Annotated in this window: 25 protein-coding genes; 11 read left to right on the top strand and 14 right to left on the bottom strand. The window is 42.8% G+C overall.

Annotation, left to right across the window (positions count from 1 at the left end):
- Nucleotides 1-90 precede the first annotated feature (90 nt).
- The 5 genes from GZN30_RS18185 to GZN30_RS18165 all read left to right on the top strand — a co-directional run bounded on the left by GZN30_RS18185 (nucleotide 91) and on the right by GZN30_RS18165 (nucleotide 2,708).
- Complete coding sequence (locus GZN30_RS18185; protein ID WP_075652615.1) at nucleotides 91-465, top strand: DUF3319 domain-containing protein; 375 nt, start codon at nucleotides 91-93, stop codon at nucleotides 463-465.
- Nucleotides 466-467: 2 nt separating this feature from the next.
- On the top strand, nucleotides 468-779 hold the full coding sequence (gene yciH / locus GZN30_RS18180) for a stress response translation initiation inhibitor YciH (protein WP_075652614.1): 312 nt from the start codon (nucleotides 468-470) through the stop codon (nucleotides 777-779).
- A 305-nt stretch (nucleotides 780-1,084) separates the two neighbouring features.
- Nucleotides 1,085-1,408: a helix-turn-helix domain-containing protein gene (locus GZN30_RS18175; protein ID WP_083627248.1), complete on the top strand. Its 324-nt coding sequence runs from the start codon at nucleotides 1,085-1,087 to the stop codon at nucleotides 1,406-1,408.
- Between the two features lie 438 nt (nucleotides 1,409-1,846).
- A complete protein-coding gene (locus GZN30_RS18170) occupies nucleotides 1,847-2,062 on the top strand; it encodes a hypothetical protein (protein ID WP_075652613.1) in 216 nt (71 codons plus the stop codon).
- A gap of 103 nt (nucleotides 2,063-2,165) precedes the next feature.
- Nucleotides 2,166-2,708 (top strand): DUF2726 domain-containing protein, encoded by a 543-nt coding sequence (locus GZN30_RS18165; RefSeq protein ID WP_075652612.1) that lies wholly within the window; start codon nucleotides 2,166-2,168, stop codon nucleotides 2,706-2,708.
- A gap of 623 nt (nucleotides 2,709-3,331) precedes the next feature.
- On the opposite strand, the gene GZN30_RS18160 is transcribed toward GZN30_RS18165, so the two are convergent.
- The 9 genes from GZN30_RS18160 to GZN30_RS18120 form a co-directional block, all read right to left on the bottom strand.
- Nucleotides 3,332-3,481, bottom strand: a complete 150-nt coding sequence (locus GZN30_RS18160; RefSeq protein WP_075652611.1) for a YoaH family protein — start codon at nucleotides 3,479-3,481, stop codon at nucleotides 3,332-3,334.
- 53 nt (nucleotides 3,482-3,534) lie between these two features.
- A complete protein-coding gene (locus tag GZN30_RS18155; RefSeq protein ID WP_075652610.1) occupies nucleotides 3,535-4,665 on the bottom strand; it encodes a conjugal transfer protein TraF in 1,131 nt (376 codons plus the stop codon).
- A gap of 59 nt (nucleotides 4,666-4,724) precedes the next feature.
- Nucleotides 4,725-5,600 carry a DUF2861 family protein gene (locus GZN30_RS18150; protein WP_161987106.1) on the bottom strand — a complete coding sequence of 292 codons (876 nt, stop codon included), beginning with the start codon at nucleotides 5,598-5,600 and terminating at the stop codon, nucleotides 4,725-4,727.
- Complete coding sequence (vxrB, locus tag GZN30_RS18145) at nucleotides 5,597-6,256, bottom strand: response regulator transcription factor VxrB (protein ID WP_075652608.1); 660 nt, start codon at nucleotides 6,254-6,256, stop codon at nucleotides 5,597-5,599. The genes GZN30_RS18150 and vxrB overlap by 4 nt, the downstream gene beginning before the upstream one ends.
- The gene (gene vxrA / locus GZN30_RS18140) at nucleotides 6,231-7,685 is read right to left on the bottom strand and encodes a sensor histidine kinase VxrA (RefSeq protein ID WP_075652607.1); all 1,455 of its coding nucleotides are present in this window, start codon (nucleotides 7,683-7,685) and stop codon (nucleotides 6,231-6,233) included. The genes vxrB and vxrA overlap by 26 nt, the downstream gene beginning before the upstream one ends.
- Nucleotides 7,686-8,068: 383 nt before the next feature.
- Complete coding sequence (gene pntB, locus GZN30_RS18135) at nucleotides 8,069-9,463, bottom strand: Re/Si-specific NAD(P)(+) transhydrogenase subunit beta (protein WP_075652606.1); 1,395 nt, start codon at nucleotides 9,461-9,463, stop codon at nucleotides 8,069-8,071.
- A 12-nt stretch (nucleotides 9,464-9,475) separates the two neighbouring features.
- Complete coding sequence (locus GZN30_RS18130) at nucleotides 9,476-11,032, bottom strand: Re/Si-specific NAD(P)(+) transhydrogenase subunit alpha (RefSeq protein ID WP_161987104.1); 1,557 nt, start codon at nucleotides 11,030-11,032, stop codon at nucleotides 9,476-9,478.
- Between the two features lie 294 nt (nucleotides 11,033-11,326).
- Entirely contained in the window at nucleotides 11,327-11,608 is a 282-nt protein-coding gene (locus tag GZN30_RS18125; RefSeq protein ID WP_075652604.1) for an HlyU family transcriptional regulator, read from the bottom strand.
- 9 nt (nucleotides 11,609-11,617) lie between these two features.
- Nucleotides 11,618-11,980, bottom strand: coding sequence for a late competence development ComFB family protein (locus GZN30_RS18120; protein WP_075652603.1), 363 nt, complete (start codon nucleotides 11,978-11,980; stop codon nucleotides 11,618-11,620).
- A gap of 268 nt (nucleotides 11,981-12,248) precedes the next feature.
- On the opposite strand from GZN30_RS18120, the gene GZN30_RS18115 reads away from it, so the two are divergent.
- Nucleotides 12,249-13,532: a GGDEF domain-containing protein gene (locus tag GZN30_RS18115; protein ID WP_075652602.1), complete on the top strand. Its 1,284-nt coding sequence runs from the start codon at nucleotides 12,249-12,251 to the stop codon at nucleotides 13,530-13,532.
- A 70-nt stretch (nucleotides 13,533-13,602) separates the two neighbouring features.
- Here GZN30_RS18115 and GZN30_RS18110 read toward each other — a convergent pair whose 3' ends face one another.
- The gene (locus GZN30_RS18110; RefSeq protein ID WP_075652601.1) at nucleotides 13,603-14,559 is read right to left on the bottom strand and encodes a GGDEF domain-containing response regulator; all 957 of its coding nucleotides are present in this window, start codon (nucleotides 14,557-14,559) and stop codon (nucleotides 13,603-13,605) included.
- 163 nt (nucleotides 14,560-14,722) lie between these two features.
- Here GZN30_RS18110 and GZN30_RS18105 point away from each other — a divergent pair, with 163 nt between their 5' ends.
- On the top strand, nucleotides 14,723-15,160 hold the full coding sequence (locus GZN30_RS18105) for a DUF3069 domain-containing protein (protein ID WP_075652600.1): 438 nt from the start codon (nucleotides 14,723-14,725) through the stop codon (nucleotides 15,158-15,160).
- A gap of 87 nt (nucleotides 15,161-15,247) precedes the next feature.
- Here GZN30_RS18105 and modC read toward each other — a convergent pair whose 3' ends face one another.
- Genes modC through GZN30_RS18085 form a run of 4 tightly spaced genes read right to left on the bottom strand, consistent with a single transcriptional unit; the run spans nucleotide 15,248 to nucleotide 19,290 of the window.
- Nucleotides 15,248-16,354 (bottom strand): molybdenum ABC transporter ATP-binding protein ModC, encoded by a 1,107-nt coding sequence (gene modC, locus GZN30_RS18100; protein WP_075652599.1) that lies wholly within the window; start codon nucleotides 16,352-16,354, stop codon nucleotides 15,248-15,250.
- On the bottom strand, nucleotides 16,351-17,049 hold the full coding sequence (gene modB / locus GZN30_RS18095) for a molybdate ABC transporter permease subunit (protein ID WP_075652598.1): 699 nt from the start codon (nucleotides 17,047-17,049) through the stop codon (nucleotides 16,351-16,353). The genes modC and modB overlap by 4 nt, the downstream gene beginning before the upstream one ends.
- A 4-nt stretch (nucleotides 17,050-17,053) precedes the next feature.
- On the bottom strand, nucleotides 17,054-17,821 hold the full coding sequence (modA, locus tag GZN30_RS18090) for a molybdate ABC transporter substrate-binding protein (protein ID WP_075652597.1): 768 nt from the start codon (nucleotides 17,819-17,821) through the stop codon (nucleotides 17,054-17,056).
- A 5-nt stretch (nucleotides 17,822-17,826) separates the two neighbouring features.
- Nucleotides 17,827-19,290: a cobyric acid synthase gene (locus GZN30_RS18085; protein ID WP_075652596.1), complete on the bottom strand. Its 1,464-nt coding sequence runs from the start codon at nucleotides 19,288-19,290 to the stop codon at nucleotides 17,827-17,829.
- A gap of 251 nt (nucleotides 19,291-19,541) precedes the next feature.
- Here GZN30_RS18085 and GZN30_RS18080 point away from each other — a divergent pair, with 251 nt between their 5' ends.
- The 4 genes from GZN30_RS18080 to GZN30_RS18065 all read left to right on the top strand — a co-directional run bounded on the left by GZN30_RS18080 (nucleotide 19,542) and on the right by GZN30_RS18065 (nucleotide 24,764).
- A complete protein-coding gene (locus tag GZN30_RS18080; protein WP_075652595.1) occupies nucleotides 19,542-19,910 on the top strand; it encodes a YgiW/YdeI family stress tolerance OB fold protein in 369 nt (122 codons plus the stop codon).
- Between the two features lie 88 nt (nucleotides 19,911-19,998).
- Nucleotides 19,999-20,517 carry a hypothetical protein gene (locus GZN30_RS18075; RefSeq protein WP_075652651.1) on the top strand — a complete coding sequence of 173 codons (519 nt, stop codon included), beginning with the start codon at nucleotides 19,999-20,001 and terminating at the stop codon, nucleotides 20,515-20,517.
- Nucleotides 20,518-20,683: 166 nt separating this feature from the next.
- On the top strand, nucleotides 20,684-22,564 hold the full coding sequence (locus GZN30_RS18070; protein ID WP_075652594.1) for a methyl-accepting chemotaxis protein: 1,881 nt from the start codon (nucleotides 20,684-20,686) through the stop codon (nucleotides 22,562-22,564).
- Between the two features lie 319 nt (nucleotides 22,565-22,883).
- Nucleotides 22,884-24,764, top strand: coding sequence for a methyl-accepting chemotaxis protein (locus tag GZN30_RS18065; RefSeq protein ID WP_075652593.1), 1,881 nt, complete (start codon nucleotides 22,884-22,886; stop codon nucleotides 24,762-24,764).
- Nucleotides 24,765-24,853 lie beyond the last annotated feature (89 nt).

Here is a 24,853-nt window from a genome sequence, read left to right as displayed (position 1 = left end):
TAAATTGATAAAGTAGCGTGACAAATCTACTTGCGCAAGTGAGATTTACAATTATCATTAATACTAAAGTCTTAAATAAGAACGAGAATTATGGCTATAGCAACATACCGAGGCTTTGAGCTTAAAACAGTTGGTTCATCGACTGAGATTTGGCAAGTCCAAATTAAGAATCGCGTATTACAAGGACAGATGGCTGCCGTTAAAAAAAGTATCGATTGGTTTTGCGACTCCGCAACCATCATAGATCCGAAAGAATTCTCATCATTAGCAAAACCAAGAGAAAGCTCTGATAAAGCAGTGCAAGAAAACTTCAATGGTTATATCATTAAGAATGACACTGGCGAAGTCAATGCGTGGTACTGTTTCTTTAACGGACGCCTGATAAAAGGCGGCAAAACCGCTATTCAGAAGCATATCGAAAGCTATTTGATCGCTAAAAAGAAAGCTGAGCAACAAAAGAAGTAAACATGACACTAGTATATTCAACCGAAGTCGGTCGCATTAAGCCAGAAGAAGAAAAAGTAGTTCGTCCTAAGGGCGACGGCATTGTGCGTATTCAAAAGCAAACTAAAGGACGCAAAGGTAAAGGCGTTAGTATTGTTACCGGCTTAGATATGGACGACGTGCAATTAAAGCTTATGGCTGCTGAACTTAAAAAAGTATGTGGCTGCGGTGGTTCTATTAAAGATGGCACGATTGAAATTCAAGGTGATGCGCGTGATAAGATCAAAGCGCACCTTGAGAAAAAAGGACACACAGTAAAACTTGCTGGCGGTTAATTACCAAAAGTTTTACTCCTAATAAACTGGTAGATAATCAAAGATTAACTAACTGATTATTAGGTATTTTATGGTAAATTCACTTATGTAAAATCAAATGCTTCGTGAATCTAGCCATAATTAAGAGAGAAGAGAGCGTTACCCAGGTAGCGCTCATTATCGCTAAACCTTATTTAACATAAGATAGATAATACGCACCATGATTGTAAAAGCAATATAGTAATGTCCGGTTTGAACAACGTTGAATTGTCCTCATAAGCTTAAATCATTGTTTGCTTATGAGGACCTAAACTGATGTTATTGCTATGAGTGATCACGAGATTAATCGATTCAAAGTCCTAACGGATGTACAAGAAAAACGCTTACGACAAGTCGATGCTGCTGATATTTTAAATATCTCTACTCGACATGTCAGACGCTTGCTAAATCAATTGGCAACTTATGGTTCTCAAAGCTTGGCACATGCTGCTCGAGATCGTCCAAGTAACCACCGCTATAATGATCGTTACCGAGCCGAAGTATTAAGGATTGTACGTGAGCAATACTCCGACTTTTCACCTACATTTGCGCTAGAAAAACTCTCTGAGCATCACAATCTGATTGTTTCTAAAGAAACTCTCCGAAAATGAATGATCGCTGACGGACTATGGACTCCATACTCTAGACGTAAGCCTAGAATTTATCAGTCTCGCTATCGCCGTGATTGTCTAGGTGAGCTCATCCAAATCGATGGTTCACACCATGATTGGTTTGAAAGACGCAGTGATAAATACTGGCAGTTAGTCTTCATAGTTGCCGCTACGATTTCCTATGTGGTGAAACAACAAATCACGAAAAATGGATAAACGGCTGTATTTATTGTTCGAATCCACCTATACATGAATTGTGTAACACTTTTCAAGTATCGAAATTCAGTTCAAAGGAGCGAATAATGATTAATAACTCGCCTATTTATCGTTTTATTCTCAAATTGATCGCTAAAACTTGATTTATGTTACTCATTTCAAGCTAATAGTGTACAATCTAAATTCTGCAAATAATGAGTACTTTAACTACTGGGTGTCTGCATGCAGCAACAAATAGATGATCAAAAAACGCATGGTGGTAAACGCGAAGGGTCTGGACGTAAGAAAGGTTTACCGACAGAAAATGTCCGATTAGTCTCGGCTATTTCAACTGAATGCAAAGAATTATCTGACCTGTATAAGACCGCAACGGAAGAACAGCAAAATCAGATTCGCCATGCCCTACGCGCTTATCTTCAAGAATTAAAGCTTCTCTAACATTAATGAGAACCGCGCACAGTAAAACACTTAGCATCATCTTTCCCAGGCAATTGAAAGCAGATATGCTTTTGGTTTGATATAAACATGGAGAGATATCGAGATGTTAGAAATCGCAGTTATCGCAATCTGCTTAGGTGTCATCGTTATAAAACTTATGCCATCGAACAAAAATAAACGCCGTGGACGGGACCAAGATGTCACGTCGGATCAAACTACGCTAGAACCAACCGTACCGCACAAGAAGTTTGAGTACTTAACCACAGAGAACGAACGCAAGTTTCATTCTGCTTTAAGACTTGCTCTACCAAACCGATACATGATTCATTGCCAAACTTCGCTAATGGCGCTAGTTCAACCTATAGACCGCAAGAATTTCTCGCGAACCTGGGCGAAGCGCATGGACTTTGTTATCACTGATAACGACACCAAGGTTATCGCAGTAATTGAACTAGATGACAAAAGTCATCAGCGAGAGAAGCGACAAAAACGCGATGAATATGTCAACGGAGCATTAAGCGGTAATCACAAACTGATTCGTTTCCAAGCAAAGCGTGATTATGACGTTAATGAAATTGTTACGGTTTTGGATTTCGAGTTGAATTTAGCTCCAGACCTTAGCGATGAACTTATGCAACAGGCATAGAATATCTAACCTATTTTTATCACTCAGTATTGGCGTATCCGCTTTCAGCACTTTTAAAACTAGAGTGCTGAAAGAATCGCGACTAACCGCTACAAACAAAGCTTCACTTTTCGATACATTGAGTGACAGGATAACGTTTATTATTCTGCTTACAAATCTAACATTCCCCTCGCTTTAACCACTCAGCTTATACGATTTCGACATTCCACATCCAATCCCCTTTAAGACGTGACAGTGTCATTTTGATGAACAGTTACTTACGCAAATAATAAAGCACGCGAGAGTATTTGGTCTTTTTAGCCTTCGATACAAGTGACAAGATAACCGAGCAGGATAAATAACTGGCTATATAGCCTGTAAAAATCACCACCCACTAACTTTGTAATAAAATTACAAAACCAACCTAACCCGTACGACGTTAGTTGATTATTCTGCATTAAACCGCTGATTTATAATAATTTAAATCGATTAATAGGAGTTTATTGCCTATTGCCTAACCTGACATTTTGAGGTTTTATCGATATGTCACGTTTATCAAACAAAGCGCGATATCGTTTTTGCATAGCAAAGTTTAGTTATAGTGCATTAGCCAGGTGATAAAAAAGGCAGTTACCTGCCCTTTCTTATTGCTCTTGCTTTTTAGCATTTTCGCGAATTTGTGTCGCTACAATCTTGATTGCTTCTGCAGTACTAATGCCCTGCGTCATTAGCTTTTGGATTTCTTCAACAGCTTTCTGTTGTTCTTCGTGGCTTAGGCTTAAATCATCAAACATAAAAAAGGCTCCTAATTTTAGGAGCCGACTATATTATGATTTGCTGCTGATTACTAGTAACTCGTTAGGAAGTTAACGTAACCTCCCATTGAATTTTCGTTGGTGTAGCTAGCACCAATATCCAACTGGAATAGATTCAATGGTGATAGACCAATACCGGCAGTGACCGTGCCATCGGTATCGTCATAAGCTAGGTTTTTCTTCCAACCTGCTCGCAACTTAAGTTGGCGCAACAAATCTAATTCAGCACCAACACGAAGCATTTGCGTATTGTCATCAAAGCCAATATATCGCTCTTGCTCTTTTAGGTCGTAATCAACACTTAGAGTGAAGTAATCAGCGACGATACCCGCACCCACTGTATATTGTGGTGACATTTCATATGCGTATGAAATGGTTGAACCATCGATTGAAGTAATACTTTGCGTCTGAATATCGCGCGAGATCAAGTTAGTTGCTGAGATACCAGCTCTAAACGGACCATAAAACCATAAGAAACCAGCATCCATATTGAACATGGTTTCGCCTTGTCCATTGTCACGCAGATCCGTTAAGTCATAGTTGACTAGGTTTGCTTCATAGACATAGGTATAGACGCGTTGCAATTTAGGCGTAACACCAAATGAGATATGTTGCCCCATAAAGGTTTGGTATTTTGCTAATGACAAACCCGCTTCGGCGACACCGACACTTACCGCTCGAACGGAACTACCCAGTGCGTTTTCAGCATCAGTACCATCGGTTTTGATGTTTGTGGTGGCAAAAGACTCTGTATAAAGTTTACCGAACGCGTTCGCAGCTACAAAACGGTTGGGAATTGCGAATGCAACCACACCACCCATTTCAACGTTTAATTGATCGCCTTTCAAGTCGTTAAGTGCTTTTTGAGCACCAACATAATCATTCGCTTTAATCAGCTTTTCAACATTATCTAAGCCATCTACAAAATCGCCAGTATCAGTATAATCCAAACCAAAACTAGGCGTGATCATACCCACATCATCGTTTCGACGATAGATAGCTGTCAATGCAGGGTTATAAAAAGGTGCGGTTAGGAAACTTGCAGAGACAACTCCTACACCACCCATTGCTTCACCGCGAGCTTCGATAGCGTAATTTGCTGCATGTACTGAGCCAACAGACATTGCAGCAACCAGAGGAAGAAGTTTGTATACGTTTTTCATATCAGGACTGAATACATATTTATTTTGTATTATATCGGCTGATTGTCGCTAAACTTTACTTATTCCTCTAGTGAAACGTCATATGTTTTGCTAATTATTTGCGCTTGCTCCACAACTATCTTACCTTGCCAGCGACGATGAGCCATCGTTACCGCAAGAACATAGCGTCCAGCATCAATTTCTTCTAATGGTAAAGACGTTGGATAATCGGATTCGAAGCTGCCACTCCATACTTGATTGTATGTACCTTCGACATAATCATAGAGTGCGGCATTGAGTTTTGGTAAAGGACAGTGTTGATTCAGCAATGCATTCTGTTCCACTTGCCAGTGGTCTTTTGATGCCCAGCGAACCGTCATGTATGTTTTTGGATCACCAAGGATTAGCCATGAGCTCCATGACTCATTATTTTCACTCACAATATCAATACGGTACAAACCCATCGTTAGCTTATTACTTACGTTGTAACGTTTTGAGTAAGTGAGAATCCCTGAATTGTTTTCGCGAACTAATTCCAAAGTGTTGTCATTGGAGACACTTTTGTCAACCCAACGCGTTAAGCTGATATCAGAAATAGGCAGTGTCGATTGGACTTCAACCGTTGCTCGAAATGCATCACGCCCTGGGCTTTGTATTTCAGAACGTTGAACGAGCACTCCTTTCAACCATTCTGGAAACTCTTTACTTGCCAAGCCTTTCCCGCAGTCAACTTCAAATGATTGAACTAACAAATCATTTAAGTGAGGCGCAAGTGCTGGGCTTTGTTCCAGTTGCCAAACCTCTACCAACGAAGAAAACATAGCAGGCAGATCGTTATTGAGCAGGTGTTTGTGGGTTTGAGTTAATGGTGAGTTACTTTCAAACCAAGTGACGCCTTCCGAGGCAACAGGTGTGCTAATTAGCACACCTGCGATCATCAATGATTGTTTGATCATGCTTTCATCTTATAACCAACACCACGGAGTGTTTCGATTTCAAGACCTGGCAGTTTCTGACGAAGCTGAAGAACGTGTGTGTCTACAGTACGCGTTGTTGGGAAATGGTTGTAACCCCAAACATGGTCAAGCAACTCGTCACGAGTAAACACGCGACCTAGATTGCTCGCAAGGAACAATAAAAGGTCAAACTCTGTACGCGTTAGAGTGATTTGCTGTTCATTGAAGAACACTTCGCGTGTGCTTTTATCAATCAGCAGATTCTCAGTACGTACTTTGCTGTCGTCTTCTTCGATGCTATCAGGCGTGCGCAGTTGTGCACGAATACGAGCAAACAGCTCGGCTTCTGCAAATGGTTTCGTGAGGTAATCATTTGCACCTGAATCTAGACCAGCAACTTTATCTTTTACTGTCACTAAAGCGGTCAATAAGATCACAGGGATCTCTTTGATCGCTTTCCATTGTGTAATATGCGAAACCGAATCACCATCGGGTAATTGACGATCAAGAATTACAAGATCGGACTTCGCCCAATACTGCTCTACCTCAGCGATGGTTTCAGCGTGGAAACATTCGTAACCAGCCTGTTCAAGGCTCACTAGCAAACCATCCGCTAAGTTTTTGTCGTCTTCAACGAGAAGCAGTGTCTGTTTCACAAGGTATCTCCAAAATAAACGTTGTTGGTGGACCGATGAGGCTCATCTTGCCTCCCATTCTGCCCACCATCGAATCAACGATAGTTAAGCCCAGGCCTAAACCACTCTTACTAACAAATGGCTTGCGTAAATGACGCCAGTCTTTTTGTGTTAGTTGTCCTTGGTCAATAACGCTGAACGTAATTTTTTGATTAGATGTTTTCACATCTAACGTAACCGGCTTAACTCCATATTTCACCGCGTTTCTAACTAAATTGTCTAGGCATGTGCCTAACCAATATACATTAAGTTTTGCCGCCACATCAGCATTGATAGCAAATTCGACTTCATTATCAAATTCCTCTTCAATCTTGAATGTTAACCAATCTTCTACTGACGGTACCCATTCAGAAGCAAGCGGCTTATTGTCTGACTGCAAGTAGTCTTTACTCGCTTCCGCTAATTGTCTTAGACGGCGCGAGTCTTCGCAAAGTCGCCGAAATTCATCATAAACAGATTCGGGTAACTCCTCAAACTCCCGACGAAAACCTTCTACTGTTAATGATAAACTCGCTATTGGCGTACGCAACTCGTGAGTGAGGATCTGCAATACCAACATGCGACTCTTCATTTCTTTGCGTTTTGTATTCCAACGGTAAATAGACCAACCAATTACCAGTAATATGTTAGCAATAACCAAACCGACCATGCTAATTTTTAGAAAATCAGCATGATCTTCTACATCCCAACAAATATTGCCTCGTTGGACAAAACACGCGCCAGAATCCGCGCCTAGGGTAAAGCTAAGCCCCGCTTCCGTGACGTTTTTGCTCCAAATCGCTTCTGGGTAGATATAGTAACTATCATTTTTACGTAGCCACAAGTCTTCCCCTTCGAGGAACATGCTCGCCCCTGATATAAGCGACGTCATGGTCTCCTCGCCCATGCGTTGCAAACGACCAAGCAAAGTTTTTTGGTTTGCCAATGGTCGTTCTTTGATGTGCATATACTGCTCTAACGACGTTACCATATCAGGATGAGTGACAATGTAACGGTTGGCGTATGTTCCCCCTCCCGGGTGAATCAGAGCACTACGCGCAAACCAAGTGGGACTCAGTTTAGTGCCTTTACACATCGCTCGCGTAAAAACCAGTGGCTCAGTAACCAAAGGGCTCAGAGGCAATTTCCCCGTACAAGAGACCGACAGTTTATACAACCGCTGAATGTCTTCTAATGGATAACTCGATGTCTGGGGTAACATTGACTGGGGAGTCAATAAACGAGTTGGGTAATCAGATTGCAATACACGCACATCATATGACACCGATGCTTCTGACGTTTTGAATAAATTTACAAATTTATCAATACGCTCTGGCAGCGTGTCGGCGCTCGCTCCTGCTGATGCAAAGCTGAATAAACATACCCAAATCTTTAATTTTGTTAGTTTCAAGGCAAATCTTACTAAATCAGTTACTTACCACCAGAATCACCATTATGACAACTCTAGACGCGAAAAGTGTAATATTCATGTCAATTAAATATATCTAATTGTAGCTAAATCAGACAAATGACTCATTTCCTATCGCTTAAACTTACTCTAAGCGAGTCAGCAATGAAATAGGGTTGAAATCGACTGCTATACAATCAGATGTAAACGCTCTACAGCGTTTCTAACAGAAAAGGTCAGCAAATTGCCGACCTTTCAATAGGTTAACTAAGCTTATATTGCTTTGTACTTAGCGTCTAGAGCGAGTTGCCAACTCTAAAAGCAACAGCACTTAGCATAGCTAAGATACAAGCTAATAAAAAAGGCGCCCTGCGGCGCCTTTCAACTTAGATATGTGCACTAATGTCTAAACAACTCTGTTTAGCATCACCGAACAACATCTGCGTGTTCTCTTTAAAGAACAATGGGTTTTGTACACCAGCGTAACCGGTATTCATTGAACGCTTGAATACGATAACTTCTTTGGCATTCCAAACTTCCAATACTGGCATACCCGCAATTGGACTATTTGGATCTTCAAGTGCCGCAGGGTTAACCGTATCGTTCGCACCGATAACGAGCACAACATCGGTCTCTGGGAAATCATCATTGATTTCGTCCATTTCTAGCACGATATCGTAAGGCACTTTCGCCTCAGCCAACAATACGTTCATGTGCCCAGGGAGACGCCCCGCTACTGGGTGAATACCGAAACGAACTTCGACACCTTGTGCGCGTAGTTTTTCTGTAATCTCATGCACTGGGTATTGTGCTTGCGCTACCGCCATGCCGTATCCAGGAGTGATGATGACTGATTTGGCATTTTTCAGCATATCAGCAACGTCTTCGGCATTAGTTTCGCGGTGCTCACCGTACTCTTCGTCACCGGAGATAACCACTTCCTGACCAAAGCCACCAGCAATAACACTCACAAAAGAACGGTTCATTGCTTTACACATGATGTACGACAGAATCGCACCTGACGAACCAACTAGCGCACCGGTTACGATCAATAGATCGTTTGCCAGCATAAAACCAGCTGCCGCTGCTGCCCAACCTGAGTAAGAGTTCAGCATTGAGACAACCACTGGCATGTCCGCGCCGCCGATTGATGCTACTAGGTGGTAACCAAAAGCAAAAGCAATCAACGTCATCACGATTAGAGCGAACATACTGCCATCAGCCTTAACGAAGTAGATCATCAGTAATGTTGAAACCACAATCGCCGCTAAGTTCATTTTATGCTTGTGTGGTAGATTCAGCGGTGATGAAGAAATCACACCACGTAATTTACCGAAAGCAACAATAGAACCTGTGAACGTTACCGCACCGATAAACACACCTAAGAACACTTCAACTAAGTGGATAACGTGCTCTGCGTGAATACCCGCAGGGTCAAGAGACACTGGCGGTGGTGGCGCGAGGTAACTGTTGTAACCAACAAGAACCGCCGCCAAACCTACAAAACTGTGTAGGATTGCAACAAGCTCTGGCATCTCGGTCATTTCTACTTTCTTTGCGTAGAAAATACCAATCGCACCACCGATCGCCATCGCGACGATGATCCATGCAAAGCCTTGTGCATCTGGGCTAAAGATCGTTGCGATCAATGCGATCGCCATACCCGCAATACCGTAGTAGTTACCGGAACGAGCCGATTCTTGCTTAGATAAACCAGCCAAACTTAAAATGAAAAATATAGCAGCAACAATGTAAGCTGCTTGTACTAGTCCTGCAGACATTCCCTGTTACTCCTATCGATCTTTACGGAACATTTCAAGCATGCGCTTGGTGACTGTAAATCCGCCAAAGATGTTAATGCTTGCGATCAATACCGCGATGAATGACAAGAACGTCACCACACCGTTTCCTTGACCAATCTGTAGCAGCGCGCCGACAACGATAATGCCGGAAATTGCGTTAGTTACTGACATAAGTGGAGTATGAAGCGCGTGTGTAACGTTCCATACAACGTAGTAACCCACAACACAAGCCAATACAAAAACAGTAAAGTGCGCAAGGAATGCAGCAGGAGCAACCGATGCAACCCAACCGAATGCAGTCACCGCTACGCCAAGACCGATAAGTTTCTTAACCGGTGAAACGGGTTCATCCACTTTCTTTTCTGGTGCAGGTGCGGGTTGTGGTTTTTGCTCAGGCTGTGCAGACACTTGAATTGGTGGCGCAGGCCATGTGACTTCACCTTCTTTAACGACCGTAACGCCACGCAGTACAACATCTTCAAAATCGATGTCGATGTTGCCATCTTTTTCTTTGCAAAGTAGCTTCATTAAGTTGACGAGGTTAGTCGCATAAAGTTGAGAAGACTGCGTAGGTAGACGCCCCACCATGTCTGTGTAACCCACCACTTTTACGCCATTTGCCGTTGTGATAACTTGATCTGCCACTGTGTATTCACAGTTACCGCCGTTCGCCGCAGCCAAGTCAACAATCACACTACCCGCCTTCATGCTATCTACCATTTCTTTGGTGATCAGCTTAGGTGCAGGACGACCTGGGATCAGTGCTGTAGTAACGATGATATCAACGTCTTTGGCTTGCTCGGCGTATAGCTCAGCCGCTTTCTTATTGAATTCATCAGACATCTCTTTAGCGTAACCATCACCTGAGCCTGAATTTTCTTGAAAATCCACTTCCAAGAACTCAGCACCCATAGATTGGACTTGCTCTTTTACTTCTGGACGCACGTCGAAAGCACGCACAATCGCACCAAGACTACCAGCCGCACCGATTGCAGCAAGACCTGCCACACCCGCACCAGCAACCAATACTTTTGCTGGTGGCACTTTACCTGCAGCGGTAATTTGACCAGTGAAGAAACGACCAAACTCATGGGCCGCTTCTACAACCGCACGGTAACCTGCGATGTTTGCCATAGATGAAAGCGCATCAAGAGCTTGTGCGCGAGAGATACGTGGCACGGCATCCATTGCCATTACATTGATGTTTTTACTCGAAAGTTGTTCCATCAACTCTGGGTTTTGTGCAGGCCAAATAAAGCTAACTAATGTTGCGCCGTCATTAAGTTGCGCAATTTCGTCCACACCATTTTCGTTGTCGACAATGGGTGCATTCACTTTAAAAATAATATCGGAATTCCAAGCTTCATCCTTAGATACAACTTTCGCTCCCGAGGCTTCAAAAGAGGCATTGTCGAAACTCGCCAATTCCCCTGCTTGCGATTCAACAACGACGTCAAATCCCAATTTTATTAACTGCTCTACCGATTTCGGAGAGGCAGCTACTCGCGTTTCTCCAGCGAGTATTTCTTTTGGCACACCAATTTGCATAGCTATTCCTTGACTATTGGCACAATGATTATTCTTTTTTAAACTAACGGACGCCTAAATTTCAAGCATTTTGTAATAAAAATACAGATATTCCTTCGCGCCAGATAGATCTGTCTCGTATTTCTGTAATTTTCGATGTAATAGAACTACATTTTTTACTTGCTTAAATATCTTCAAATCGACGAAAAACATTCATAAAAAACAGTAGATTAAACATCTTATGTACAAAAAAAGAACCATCAGCATAACTGCTAATGGTTCTCAGTTTTATGACATCTATCAATTCAGCTAAGACTAATCGAAAATTTTACCGTTCATCTGGTCGATAAACATTTGCGCCTTTTTAAGCATGAAATCATCCGCATCCGCACGACTAGAAAGTACATCTGAACGAATAAAACGGTGTGATTTTATTTCACCGTCGATTTCCTTCTCGATTCTACCCGCAATGCGATATTGCCCGCCTTCTTCGATCGCTTCCTGATAAATAAGAAAACCGTTGTATTCAACTGGTTCTACGGTCACTTTTTTTGTGTCTGGCTTACTTGAACCAAACAAACGAGAGAAAAATCCCACCTGGTCACCTTATTTTTTATTAAGAATTGGCTTCTCAAACCACTCTAACTCAGCATCTTCATCAAAGCGAGGTTTTGTAAACAATACCGGAAATTCGTCTTGTCGGTTTTGGCGTCGATCGTCAAGAATCATGCCTTTCGCCGATTCAACCGCCGTTTCTGCATAACCCTTTAAAGTCATCAAACGCTGCTCAGAAAGGGTCGCAAGAAAATCAACATCATGGCGTATATAAACAGGTCTTAACTGAATAAGCGCTAAACAAGCGAGATCAGCAAGCTGATCATGATTAAAGTGATCGGTGTATTCCGGACGACCTAACACCTGACCGACTAAATTTTCCATATAATTATGAACATCTTCACTAATCTGCACGCTTAAATACTCCTTATAAAACTTTGCCAAGCTAACGCTGAAAACTAACTTATCCCCACAAATTAAGTATGGTTTATTGGCTGTGAAAACAAGCGAGTTCATATCAAATTTAATAGAAGCATCTCTGATTCGAAACAAATGATTCGCAAATGTTGATGTTATTCCGCATTTTTCAACAAACAATTTACGAAAAACACTTGGAAAATCATTTTATAACGTTATCCTCTAGGGCGCGGTAGTTACTTCATACCTAGGGCTTATCAATTTAATGTCTTTTTCAATCGTTACAGCTAGTTGGTTTCGATTCCTCTTACCTATTGGATTGGTAGCTTTACTTACGCCTCTACAAGATACTGTCACATCTATCATTATTGCCAATACCAGTCTAAGCATGAGTTTGCCCTATATTCTGTTTTCAGTGGCAATCATCCTTAGTCATGTATTTAAACATAGCCGCTGCGCCATGATAGCCAGTGCCATGCTGCTCACTTATTGGGTTATTCAAAATTATCTCCAGAGTTCGCTGACCACCGGAACGACTCTGCTAGAACTTTGTTTACTTGCTTTTGCTCTCCCAGCCGCCTGCTTTGCCATTTACATGTTTAAAGACAGCGCCGTGCGCAGCCCTGGTTTTGTCGGTTATTTAGTGGTTCTCGCTTTGCTGGTATTGTGGAGCCAACTAACCCTAAAGTACTTGGTTGAATCCAACTTCCTAATTTTTGAGCATCCCGTTTTCTTTATTGAAGATAAACTGTCACGTTTGCCCGTCGTTCTCGTTCTCTATTTAACCGTGCTGGTTCTGTTATGCGCCATTTTATTGTTGAAGAATAACCGCATTGTCGACACTGCAGTGTATTCATCTTTGCTGCTTGGTTCTATTACGCTTATCTTCTTCCATGTCAGTTATGTTTCAAGTGTGTTGTTTAGTCTTGCGGGTCTATTGCTGCTTGTCTATCTGCTTTCCGCTAGTTATGAGTTAGCGTTTAACGACCGCCTCACCGGCATTCCAGGTCGTTTAGCACTTGAATCTGATCTCAAACACTTAGGTCGGAAATACTCTCTGGCGATGCTAGATATTGACCACTTTAAATCATTTAATGATACCTACGGTCATGATACTGGCGATGACGTGCTTAAATTAGTCGCCAGTAAACTACGCAAGGTGCGCGGCGGAGCACGAGTTTATCGATATGGCGGTGAGGAGTTCACGATTCTGTTTAAAGGAAAGCTTGCTGAAGAAGCGCTTGATCACCTAGAGGATTTGCGTCGTGACATAGCGGAGTATGAACTGACAATTAGAAATATCAGCCAGCGTCCACGCAGTCATCGCAAAGGCACCAAGAAACGTGGCGCGAAAAACGATAAAAGTACCGTTTCATTGACCATCAGTATTGGATTAGCCGATAGCTATGATGAGAAAGACGTTAATCGAATCATTAAGGCTGCTGACCAAGCTCTATACGAGGCTAAAGGCAATGGTAGAAACTGCACCATTGCGGCTCGTCAGTTAACCAAGGACTTTAAAGGCAACTGCGCCAAATATATTTCTTAAAACGCCTCATCAATCAAAATAGCTTGATACTAAAAAGCCACTCCGACGAGTGGCTTTCTTATATCTTTCACTAGGACTCTTGAAATTCCATTGACGGATCGTAGATCACGTATCGATTGCGCCCTTGCCGCTTAGCTTGATAAAGCGCCTTATCCGCCATGTGATAAAGTTGATCTGGTGTTTCCCTACCATTCGGTTGAATACTGACCACCCCTTGTGACACGGTCACGCAATTCGCAACTTGACTATGCTCATGCAAAATCGATAATTCACCAAGCGCCTCTTTAACCCTTTCTGCATGCAGTTCTGCCTGATAAACATCACTGTGACCGAGCAAGATAACAAACTCTTCACCACCATATCGACCAACCACTTCACCATTACGAGAAAAAAGTTCATCGAGAGTTGAAGCGATTTGGATCAAACATTGATCGCCTTGTATGTGACCATAGTTATCGTTATACAGTTTGAAAAAATCCACATCGAGTAGAATAACCGTCAACGCCATCGAATGACGACCATGAACCGAAATCATCTCTTTGAGTTTTTTATCTACGTCACGACGGTTACGTACCTTGGTTAAACCATCTTCACTGGCTAACTTTTCCAGCTCTTGGTTCACTCGAGCCAATGCTGCGGTTTTGTTATTGAGTTGATTTCGCATGAAGGCAATACGCTGCATCGCGGTTAATTTCGCCCGCAGGACCAGCTTATCAACTGGCTTAATCAAATAGTCGTCGCCGCCAGATTCTATCGCACTAGCAATGATTTCGGGTGCGTCGTGAGAACTTAGAAAGATGATCGGAATCCATTCGGGATAGAGCTCTCTAATCTTACACGCCACTTCAAAACCATCCATTTCTGGCATGGTGATATCGAGCAACACTAAATCAGGTTCAAATTCAGGATAGAGCTTCAAAGCATGCATGCCCGATTCCGCCATCTCCACAATATGCCCCTGCTGCTTTAAACGAATCGCCAACTGCATCCGTTCAATTTGAATATCGTCCACCAGCAATATTTTCATTGTTGTCCCTGCTTTTCCCGGCTCTACAAACGTTCAAACTGTTCAATAAATCAGTTATTTAAAAATAAGCATACTTTAAGCGCCGCAAATCCTCCACTAAGGTTGACATTTATCGTAGAAAAATTAGCATAACGCGGCATATATTACGTAAAGAGAAAAGACTATGTCTGACGTGACTCCAACTGAGAAAAAAACCATCGATCTATCTACTGTTTCAGCGGAACTACGCCAAGTAATCGAATTTGACGGTGTACCAGAAGCAATGTACGAGATGGTTACATCTATCCATGAAGTATCAGAAGAAGCGGTACGTGAATCATGGAATGAGTTACCAAAAAGTGCGCAAAACATTCTAGATAACTTCGAACAGTTTCATGCACTAGTTTCAGTTAGCCAGGCATTCGCTGGTCTAAATGTGATGGAAGAGTTCCCGACTCTAAACCTGCCACAAGATATGACTGAAGAACAGAAAAACGATTACCGTGCTTCTCTGCTAGACCAAGTACTTCACAACTGCGTGAAAGATATGGTTAAGCAAATCAAAAAAGCACGTCGTGATCCAATTCTTAAACGTGACTTCACGGACGTATTTGCTAAGTAATTACCTCAATTGGTATCTACATAGTAATGAGAAGGCCGCTGACTAGCGGCCTTTTTCTTATCACGTCTCTAAGCAAACCCTGAAGGATTAGTGTGAAAGAGCAATATCACGTTGCGTAACACTGACACCTTTAATTTGAGCGTAAACTTCCATACCCACTTCCAGTTGCAACTCTTCCTTCGCCCAGGCAGTGATGGTTGCCCACAAAAAACAGTTGTCTGCCAACTTCAATTTAACCGATACACTTTGGCGATGTGTGCCATAACTTTGCGTTTCAAGATCGGTTATTTCAGCGTGCAAGATATTTCGAATTGACGTTCTTTGCGGCTTATCAAGACTAATTGACACGTCGTTGGCACGAACTTGCAGTCGTACTTTGCTATCCATGTCAGCTTCCACTTTCTGAACCCAAAGTACCACATCCGGCGCAAGCTGAAGCCCTGATAAGGCATATTCTTCAATCTGATCAATCAACTTAGCTTCAAACAATGAACTTTGCCCCGCGAATGATTGCCAAGGGCGCATCGCTTTCGATGCCCATACTTGGTCTATCGCGCCAGTCGTCACTACTGTGCCGTTTTCCACAACCACAATATGCTCCGCTAAGCGAATAATTTCATTTAAGCTATGAGTCACGTACAAGATTGGAATATTGACGTTGTTGGCTAAATGCTCGAGAAACGGCAACACCTCACGTTTACGCGGTAAGTCCAAAGAGGCTAACGGCTCATCCATGAGTAAAATATCGGGTTTGGACAACAGTGCTCTGCCAATCGCGACGCGTTGTTTTTCACCGCCCGACAACTCAATCGGATAGCGCACCAACAGATCGTCTAGTGCTAACAACTCGACGATTTGCTTGAAGTAAAGATCATCCGTTTTTTTTACTCCATAGAGCAGATTGCCTTTTACTCGATAGTGAGGAAATAAGCGCGACTCTTGAAACACGTAGCCGACGCGTCTATCTCGAGTTGGGACATTAATGCCCTGTTTATCACTGAACAGAACGTGGTCATCGATTTCTATATGACCGCTATCTGGTTGGGTTAACCCTGCAACGGCATTAATTAATGATGTTTTTCCAGCCCCAGAGCGACCAAAGATGGCAGTAATACCGCGTGAAGGTAATTCAACATTGATATCAAATGCCGTGTCTCCGAGGGTCTGTTTAAATGCAATGGCTAATTTGCTCATTGTTTTGCCCCCAAACGTCGGGCACATTGACGCGCAAGCCATTCGGAAATCAATAATGAACCGAGAGCAATCGCGATAGAGATAATGCAAAGGCGCATTGCTTCCATTTCTGAACCCGGCGTTTCAATAAAGGTGTACATAGCAAGAGGGATAGTTTGTGTTTCGCCCGGAATGTTTGAAACAAAACTGATTGTCGCGCCAAACTCGCCAAGGCTACGCGCAAATGCCAACATAGTGCCAGTAATGACACCAGGGAGGGTTAAAGGCAGCGTAATAGTGAAGAAGACTTTAAGTGGAGAAGCGCCGAGCGTTGAGGCAGCTTGTTCCAGTTTTGAATCAACACTCTCAAAACTCAGTCGTACCGCTCTGACCATTAAGGGTAAAGCGACCACGACGCTCGCTAAGACCGCGCCTTTCCAGTTAAACGCAAAAGAGAGCCCAAAAGTCTGATACAACCACTGTCCTACCACACCTTGACGTCCCATCATCACAAGTAACAGATAACCTATCACTACGGGTGGTAACACCAAAGGTAGGTGAATAAGACTATCAATCAGTGATTTGCCAACAAACTGTTTTTTCGCAAGTAACCAAGCAAGACAGATACCGATCGGAATTAGCCAAACAATCGCATAAAACGAGACTTTTAGACTAAGAATCAGCGCTTGATATTCGTATTCTGACAACAAGTCCATATCGTTAATCGAATCCAAATCGACTTAATGCCTGTTTCGCTGGTTCACTCATTAAGTATTGAGTAAATTGCGCGACATCTGCAGAATCGGTTATTGTGACCATTGGATAGCGAATTGGGTCATGGCTTGAAGCTGCAAAGGTATGAATCACTTGCACCTTGCTAGACACCACCGCATCCGATTTATAGACGATGCCAAGTGGTGCTTCAGCGCGTTCAACCAGTGTTAACGCAACACGCACATTCTTTGTTGGCGCGAGATGCTTGCTCAATGATTGCCATAGATTGAGCGATTGCAAAGATTGTTTTGCATAGATACCGGCAGGAACCGCATTCGGCTGACCGATAGCCAAGCGACTGTCACCGATAGCACTTAACCACGATTTTGGCTCCGTAATATTTAGAGCAATCTCACTCTGTTGCGGTGCAATCACGACCAACTGATTGTGCGTAAAGTCATAGATGTTCTGCTTATTAGCCACACCTTGTTTTTCAAGATGCGTCACCCATTGCTCATTGGCAGAAATAAACATATCGGCTGGCGCTCCACGCTCAATTTGACGAGCTAGCGAGGAAGAACCCCCATAAATAGGCACAATATCGACTGAATGTGTATTTTCATAATCAGAAATCAGCTGATTAAGCACGTTGGTTAGCGATGATGCGGCATAAACTCGTATCGTCGCGTTATCATCGGCGTGCACTGTCGTCGAAAACAGTGCACTGCCTGCAAGCAAAGAAATCAGTAAAGGTGTTGTTGTAATTTTAAGCATTAATTTTATTTGCCTAATTCAGGCCAAAGTAGTTCTAGTTTCATGTGCTCTTCAATCGCATCGGCAATTCTATTGATTGCCCGCTCTTGATTGGCTTGGTGGTCAACCGTAGTTACATTAGCAAAGCCCATCCACTCACACAGTAAGGATAATGCCTCAGCATCGTCAAACACACCATGTAAATAGGTACCGAAAACTTGCCCACACTCACTCAGGGCACCATCGAAATGCCCATCACTGAGTTGAATAGGTTGTCGTTCTAATACCTTACTCTCCCCAGCGTGAATTTCATAGCCAGTGACATGAGCTTGCTTACCACACAGTTCAAGAGTACCACTAACACGGTTTAGTTTTTTGTTTTCTGTCATAGTCGTGGTGACATCGAGGTAACCTAAACCTTGTGTAACACCCGGTTCCCCCTCAATGCCCAAAGGATCAGCAACACTTTGCCCTAGCATTTGAAAACCGCCACAAATACCGATCACCTTGCCGCCAAAACGTAAATGTTTAGCCAGTTCTTTATCCCAACCTTGGCTACGAAGATATTCAAGATCGGCGCGAGTAGATTTTGAACCAGGCAGAATAATCACATCTGCACCAGACAGTGATTGCCCTTTGCCTACATATTGAAGATCGATATCCGGGTTTTGGCGCAGTGCATCAAAATCAGTGTGATTACTTATACGAGTAAATACTGGCACTTTCACCACCAATTTGGCTTGATCGCCCAGTTGCTGCTGGCTATCAATCGCATCTTCCGCTTCGAGATCAAAACCGTGTAAGTAAGGCAAAACACCAATGACCGGCTTACCGGTTTTTTCTTCTAACCAATCAAGCCCTGACTCTAACAGTGCGATGTCGCCTCTAAAGCGGTTAATCACAAAACCAATCACTCGGTCTTGCTCTGACTGTGACAGCAATTCTAATGTGCCATATAAATGGGCGAATACACCACCACGATCAATATCTGCCACAATGATCACCGGTACATCGGCGTTTTCAGCAAACCCCATATTAGCAATGTCATTGGCTCTCAAATTTATTTCAGCAGGGCTACCAGCACCTTCGATCATTACCGATTCATATTCATTTTGCAGACGCGAAAATGAATCCATCACGGTGTTCATCGCAACTAACTTATAATCATGATAACCGGTGGCTTCCATATTAGTTAAGGCTTTACCTTGTAAAATAACTTGTGCGCCAGTATCTGAATTAGGTTTTAACAAGACCGGATTCATATGAACGCTTGGTTCAATATTACACGCTGCCGCTTGCACTGCCTGAGCACGCCCAATCTCGCCACCATCTTTCGTCACAGCACTATTTAATGCCATATTTTGCGGCTTGAATGGCGCGACTTTGACTCCCTTTCTCGCCAATACTCGACATAAGCCTGCGACCAAAACACTCTTGCCCGCATCTGATGTCGTTCCTTGTACCATTAACGCTTTTAAAGGTGATTGCATTTTAACCAGTTATCTCGTTGATTATGTTAGAAGAATCATATCTAGTTTAGTACTTCAATACTACTGTGCTTGCGTTTAATCACTGCCACGTACACGATGTTTTTTCTACTGTCTGACTACCTTATAACAAGATGGCATATAGATGAACGGAAAATGAATGTACTAATCAGCATTGGTTCACTTTAGGTATTGTTTAATAGCACCATCAAGCAAGGGCACAGAGCCTAACAACAATATATAAAGGAAACACCATGAAAAAATTTATCGTAGCAGCTGCACTTATCCTAGCACCAACTATTGCTCTAGCTGGTGGTGACCATCACGAAACGCGTAACGCTGTACAATACAAAGGTCCTGTAGAACTGACCAACCTAAGTGGCTTACTTGCAGACAGCACTATGTTTACTGAACAAAAAGTGGTTGTTGAAGGCAAGCTTGTGCGCCAAATTAACCATGAAAAATTTGTATTTAGCGACGGTAAAGCAGAAGTACAAGTAGAACTTGATGACGATATCGTGCTGACTCAACCACTAGATGCAACCACCCAAGTCCGTCTATTTGGTGAATTTGAAGGCGGCAGCACGCCTGAGATCGAAGTTGATCGTATTCAAGTGCTATAAATCACTGAGATTTAAGTTTAAACTACCCAACGTAAGGTCTGCCTATGCAGACCTTTTCATGTTTGTTGCTGTACGTTGGAGAAACACTTTGAAGAAACATGTGATAGTCACTGCTTTAGCCGCCTCACTATTGGCGCCTGCAGCATTAGCCAATAACTTTAATTATAACTATCTTGAATTTCGCACAGCCATTGACCCTCGTTTCTCTGGTGCTGAATTTAGCCTTATGGTCGCAGAGAACATTCATGTGCTTGCTCGCGCCGACAGTCAATTTGAAGGTGATTCAGATTTAGCCGCAGGTATCGGTTTTAACGGTCCAATCAACCAATTCGTTGATGTTTTCGGTCAAGCACTGGTTCACAGTATTACGTACCCAGATTACGACCATAAAGATCGCGATACCTTGCCAGAGTTCAATATTGGTTTACGTATGTGGTTAACCGACCAGCTAGAAGCGACAACACGTGTTGGTTCGCTAGACGAAAGATCAGTGTTCCACGCCGGTTTACGCTTCCATTCTACATCTCAACTTTCGCTCTCGGCTGAAACGCGTAACTACGGTATTTACGGACCACAAATCACTATGTCGGTACGTTTCCAGTACTAGACCATTATCCCGCTATTATTATCATTTTCCTCTGCTATCTAGGGGTAGTTTTAATAGCGGGCATTAGTGGGATAAATGTCACACTTCTAATGATAAATATGCCTGATACAGAGTGTCATCCTGTTATCCTGCTCGCGCTCATATGTGAAGTAAGGAAAACCTGTATATGTCAGCGCTATCAATAAAAAATAAGCTCACCCTCGCCTTCGTGCTTGCCATTCTCATCATGACTGCTGCGCAAACTTATTTGACCAGTAGACAAATTTTCGATGAAACTCAACGTTCGATTACACAATACGGCAATACCTTGCTTGATGGCAGAGTTGCCAGCATGGACCAGTGGATCAACACCAAAATCAATGTACTGCGTTCTTCCTCTGATGCTTTCATCAATCAGGGGGCGCCACAAACTTATCTTGCCCAAGCCACCAAATCGGGTGATTTACGTATTATCTATGCTGCGTTAACCGACGGGCAATTTATTATGGGTGTCGATATTGAATTACCGCCAGGTTTCGACCCTCGTACTCGTGGTTGGTATATCGATACCATGGCTAAAGGCAGTGTTAATGTTACTGAACCTTACATCGATGCATCTTCAAACAAGCTCGTCGTTACCGTCGCCGAACCTTTCTCAGCAGGAAATGTTAAAGGTGTCCTAGGCGCGGATGTTGAAATCGATACTCTGGTCAACAACGCCGTACAATTAGAAGATCAAGGTGTGACGGCATTTGTCACCAACAGCAAAGGGAAAATTGTCGCCCATGAAAACCACTCGCTGGCATTAAAAGGCATCGAGTTGATCTCACCCGATCTCAATACCCAGACCATTGAAAAACTGTCTAAAACGACACAGTTAGTAGACGCGGTAATCTCTGGTAAAGAGGTATTAATTACCTCTAAAGCGATTGCCAATACCGATTGGTTTTACACTATCGTTATCGATAAAGACTTTGCTTTCCAATCTCACTACGACTTAATTGGACAATCCATGCTAATGGGCTTAGCCCAAGTATTGATCATCGCAGTCATTGCTCTAGTTATCGTTAAGCGTGCGCTAGCGCCATTAAACAATCTGACTGACTCTATGCGCGATCTAGCACAAGGTAATGGTGATTTAACCAAACGCATTGAAGTGAAAACTAAAGACGAAATCGGTTCGCTTGCCACTCAAGTCAATGCTTTCATCAGTAAACTACAAGAAATTGTGCATGATATTTCAGACTCGTCGAAAAACCTCGATAGCCGTTCCGAAGTCAGCACTAAGCTAGCGAGTGAAATTAGTGATTCCCTTTCTGCGCAATTAAACGAAATTTCACAAATCGCGACCGCGGTCCATGAAATGTCAGCCGCCGCAGAAGAAGTCGCAAGTAATGCCAAAATGACGGCAGAATCAGCGTTAAACTCAACCGAACATTGTGAACAAGGTAAACGAGTGATTCGCCGCAACCAAGATTCGATTACCACGTTAGCGAGTCAACTGGATAATGCCGCGAGTGTGGTCACTCAGTTGGAACGTAACGCTCAAGACATCAACACCATTATTTCAACGATTAGTGAAATTGCCGAACAAACGAACTTACTTGCGCTTAACGCCGCGATTGAAGCTGCGCGCGCCGGAGAACAGGGTCGTGGCTTCGCCGTCGTTGCAGACGAGGTTCGCGTGCTTTCACAAAGAACACACAGCTCTACGGTTGAAATTCGTCAAATGATCGAAAGTTTGCAAAAAAATAGCCTAGAAGCGGTTAGCTCAATGACACAAAGTCGTGACTTAGCTGGTTCAAGTGTTGATGATGCCAATAGCGCAACTGAAGCTTTAGAGAAGATCACCGTTTCGATTCAAGAAATCTCAGACATGGCACTACAAATCTCAAATGCAGCTTCCGAGCAACGCACAGTGACCGATGAAGTAAGTAAGAATATCCAACAAGCGAATGATATCTCTTCTACCCTTTCTGAAGAGGCACAAAACTCTCGCAATCTCTCTCAAGATTTACGCCAAATTGCGATGCAACTCAATCAGCAAGTAAATTTGTTTAAGTACTAAAATTTTTACACTCAACGAGCCCTGCAATGCAGGGCTTTTTTATATCTAGGGTAACTATTGTTTCTATTATGTAAATTGTTATCAGTTATTTTTTATTATTTCATTTTCCGTTCGTTGCATATAAAAAAACAGCCACATCTTTTATAAATTCAATCAAACTCGGTACTACAGTGTAAAAATATTTATCTTTACACTTTGCGAGCCATAAGCCAGAAACATTATTGGGAGTACGATCATACATATAAGAAATTTCCTACAGGTAGCTTTTTAGCCTCTGATATTCTCACACCGATTACCTGTCGAGTATTGGAAAATACCTATGTCTGCGCTATCAATAAAAAATAAACTTACTATCGCTTTTGTTCTCGCTATTCTGCTGATGACTACTGCCCAAACTTATATAACGGGCAAACAAATATTTGATGAGACAACCCGCTCTATTAATCAATATGCTTCGACTTTGCTCAATGGCAGTGTCACGAGCATGGATCAATGGATAAAAGCTAAAATCAATGTTGTACGGTCTACCTCTGACGCTTTTATCGATCCGACTCAAGCAAAAGCTTATCTTGCCACCGCTTCAAAAGCGGGAGATTTCCGTGTTGCCTACGCGGGTCTCAATGACGCTCAATTCATTCTTGGTATTGACCTCGGTGTACCAGAAGGCTACGACCCGCGTGAACGCGACTGGTACAAAGACACCATGCGTATCAACGGTCTAAATATCACCGAGCCCTACTTTGACGTTCAATCGAACCGCCTAATCATGACCATTGCTCTGCCATTTACCGAAGGTAAAGTGGGGGGCGTGCTGGGTGCCGACGTTGAAATTGACAACCTCGTCAGTGACGTAGTTGATTTAAAACAGCCGGGGGTTGAAGCGTTTATTACCAATAGTAAAGGTAAAATCGTTGCGCACAAAAATCACGATTTAACCTTAAAAGGTATTGAAAATATCTCGCCAGATTTAAGCGCAAGCCAAATTACGAAATTGGCTCAAAGTCGCGAACTTGTTGAAACCATTATTTCTGATAAAGACGTATTAATCACATCCGAATCCGTACCAAATACCGACTGGTACTACACCATCGTGATTGACAAGCAACATGCTTTTGCTTCACAAGAAGAACTACTTGGTCAATTAATTATTATGGGGTTAGTGCAAGTTTTACTTATTGCGATCATCGCATTGGTTATTGTTAAGAAAGCTCTATCGCCACTGAATAACCTCAGCAATTCGATGAAAGATCTTGCTGAAGGCAACGGGGATTTAACCAAGCGTATTGAAGTCAAAACGAAGGATGAGATTGGTATATTAGCAGAGCAAGTCAATGCCTTTATCGCTAAACTTCAAGAGATTGTTCAAGATATTTCAAATTCTTCGAAGAATTTAGGTAATCAATCTGAAGTGAGCACCAAACAAGCGATTGGTTTAAGTGACTCGTTGGCGACGCAACTAAACGAAGTCTCTCAAATTGCCACCGCGGTACACGAAATGTCTGCAGCGGCAGAAGAAGTGGCGAGCAACGCAAAACAAACCGCCGATTCTGCACTAAGCTCTACCGAGCACTGCGACCAAGGTAAACGAGTGATTCGCCGTAACCAGGACTCTATTACTAACCTCGCCTCTCAACTTGAGAATGCAGCGAAAGTGATTGGTCAATTGGAGAAGAATGCTCAAGACATTAACACCATCACATCAACCATCAGTGATATCGCCGAGCAAACTAACTTGCTAGCACTGAACGCAGCGATTGAAGCCGCTCGAGCAGGTGATCAAGGTCGCGGCTTTGCCGTAGTGGCGGATGAGGTACGCGTATTATCGCAACGCACCCACAGCTCAACGGTTGAAATTCGTGAAATGATCGAAAGCTTGCAGAAAAACAGTGTTGAAGCGGTCGATTCGATGACTCGTAGCCGCGACTTAGCTTCTTCTAGCGTTGAAGATGCTAACGACGCCACTGAAGCGCTTGAGAAAATCACCATTTCGATTCAACAGATATCTGAGATGGCATCACACATTTCCAATGCCGCTTCAGAGCAACGAACAGTAACGGAAGAAGTGAGCAAAAATATTCAGCAAGTGAGCGATATTTCTACCCACCTCAGCCAAGAAGCGCATAACTCTCGCTCACTCTCTGAAGATTTACGCCAGATTGCGGTGCGTCTCAATGAACAAGTGCATATGTTTAAACACTAATCCTTGCACCTTAGCCTAAACACAAGCCCCGCTTTATGCGGGGCTATCTTTTACTGAACGATTAGTTCTGTATGAATGCTATATAAAAG

The organism is Vibrio ponticus, from assembly GCF_009938225.1.
Lineage (GTDB): Bacteria > Pseudomonadota > Gammaproteobacteria > Enterobacterales > Vibrionaceae > Vibrio > Vibrio ponticus.
This window is presented reverse-complemented; position numbering and strand designations above follow the sequence as displayed.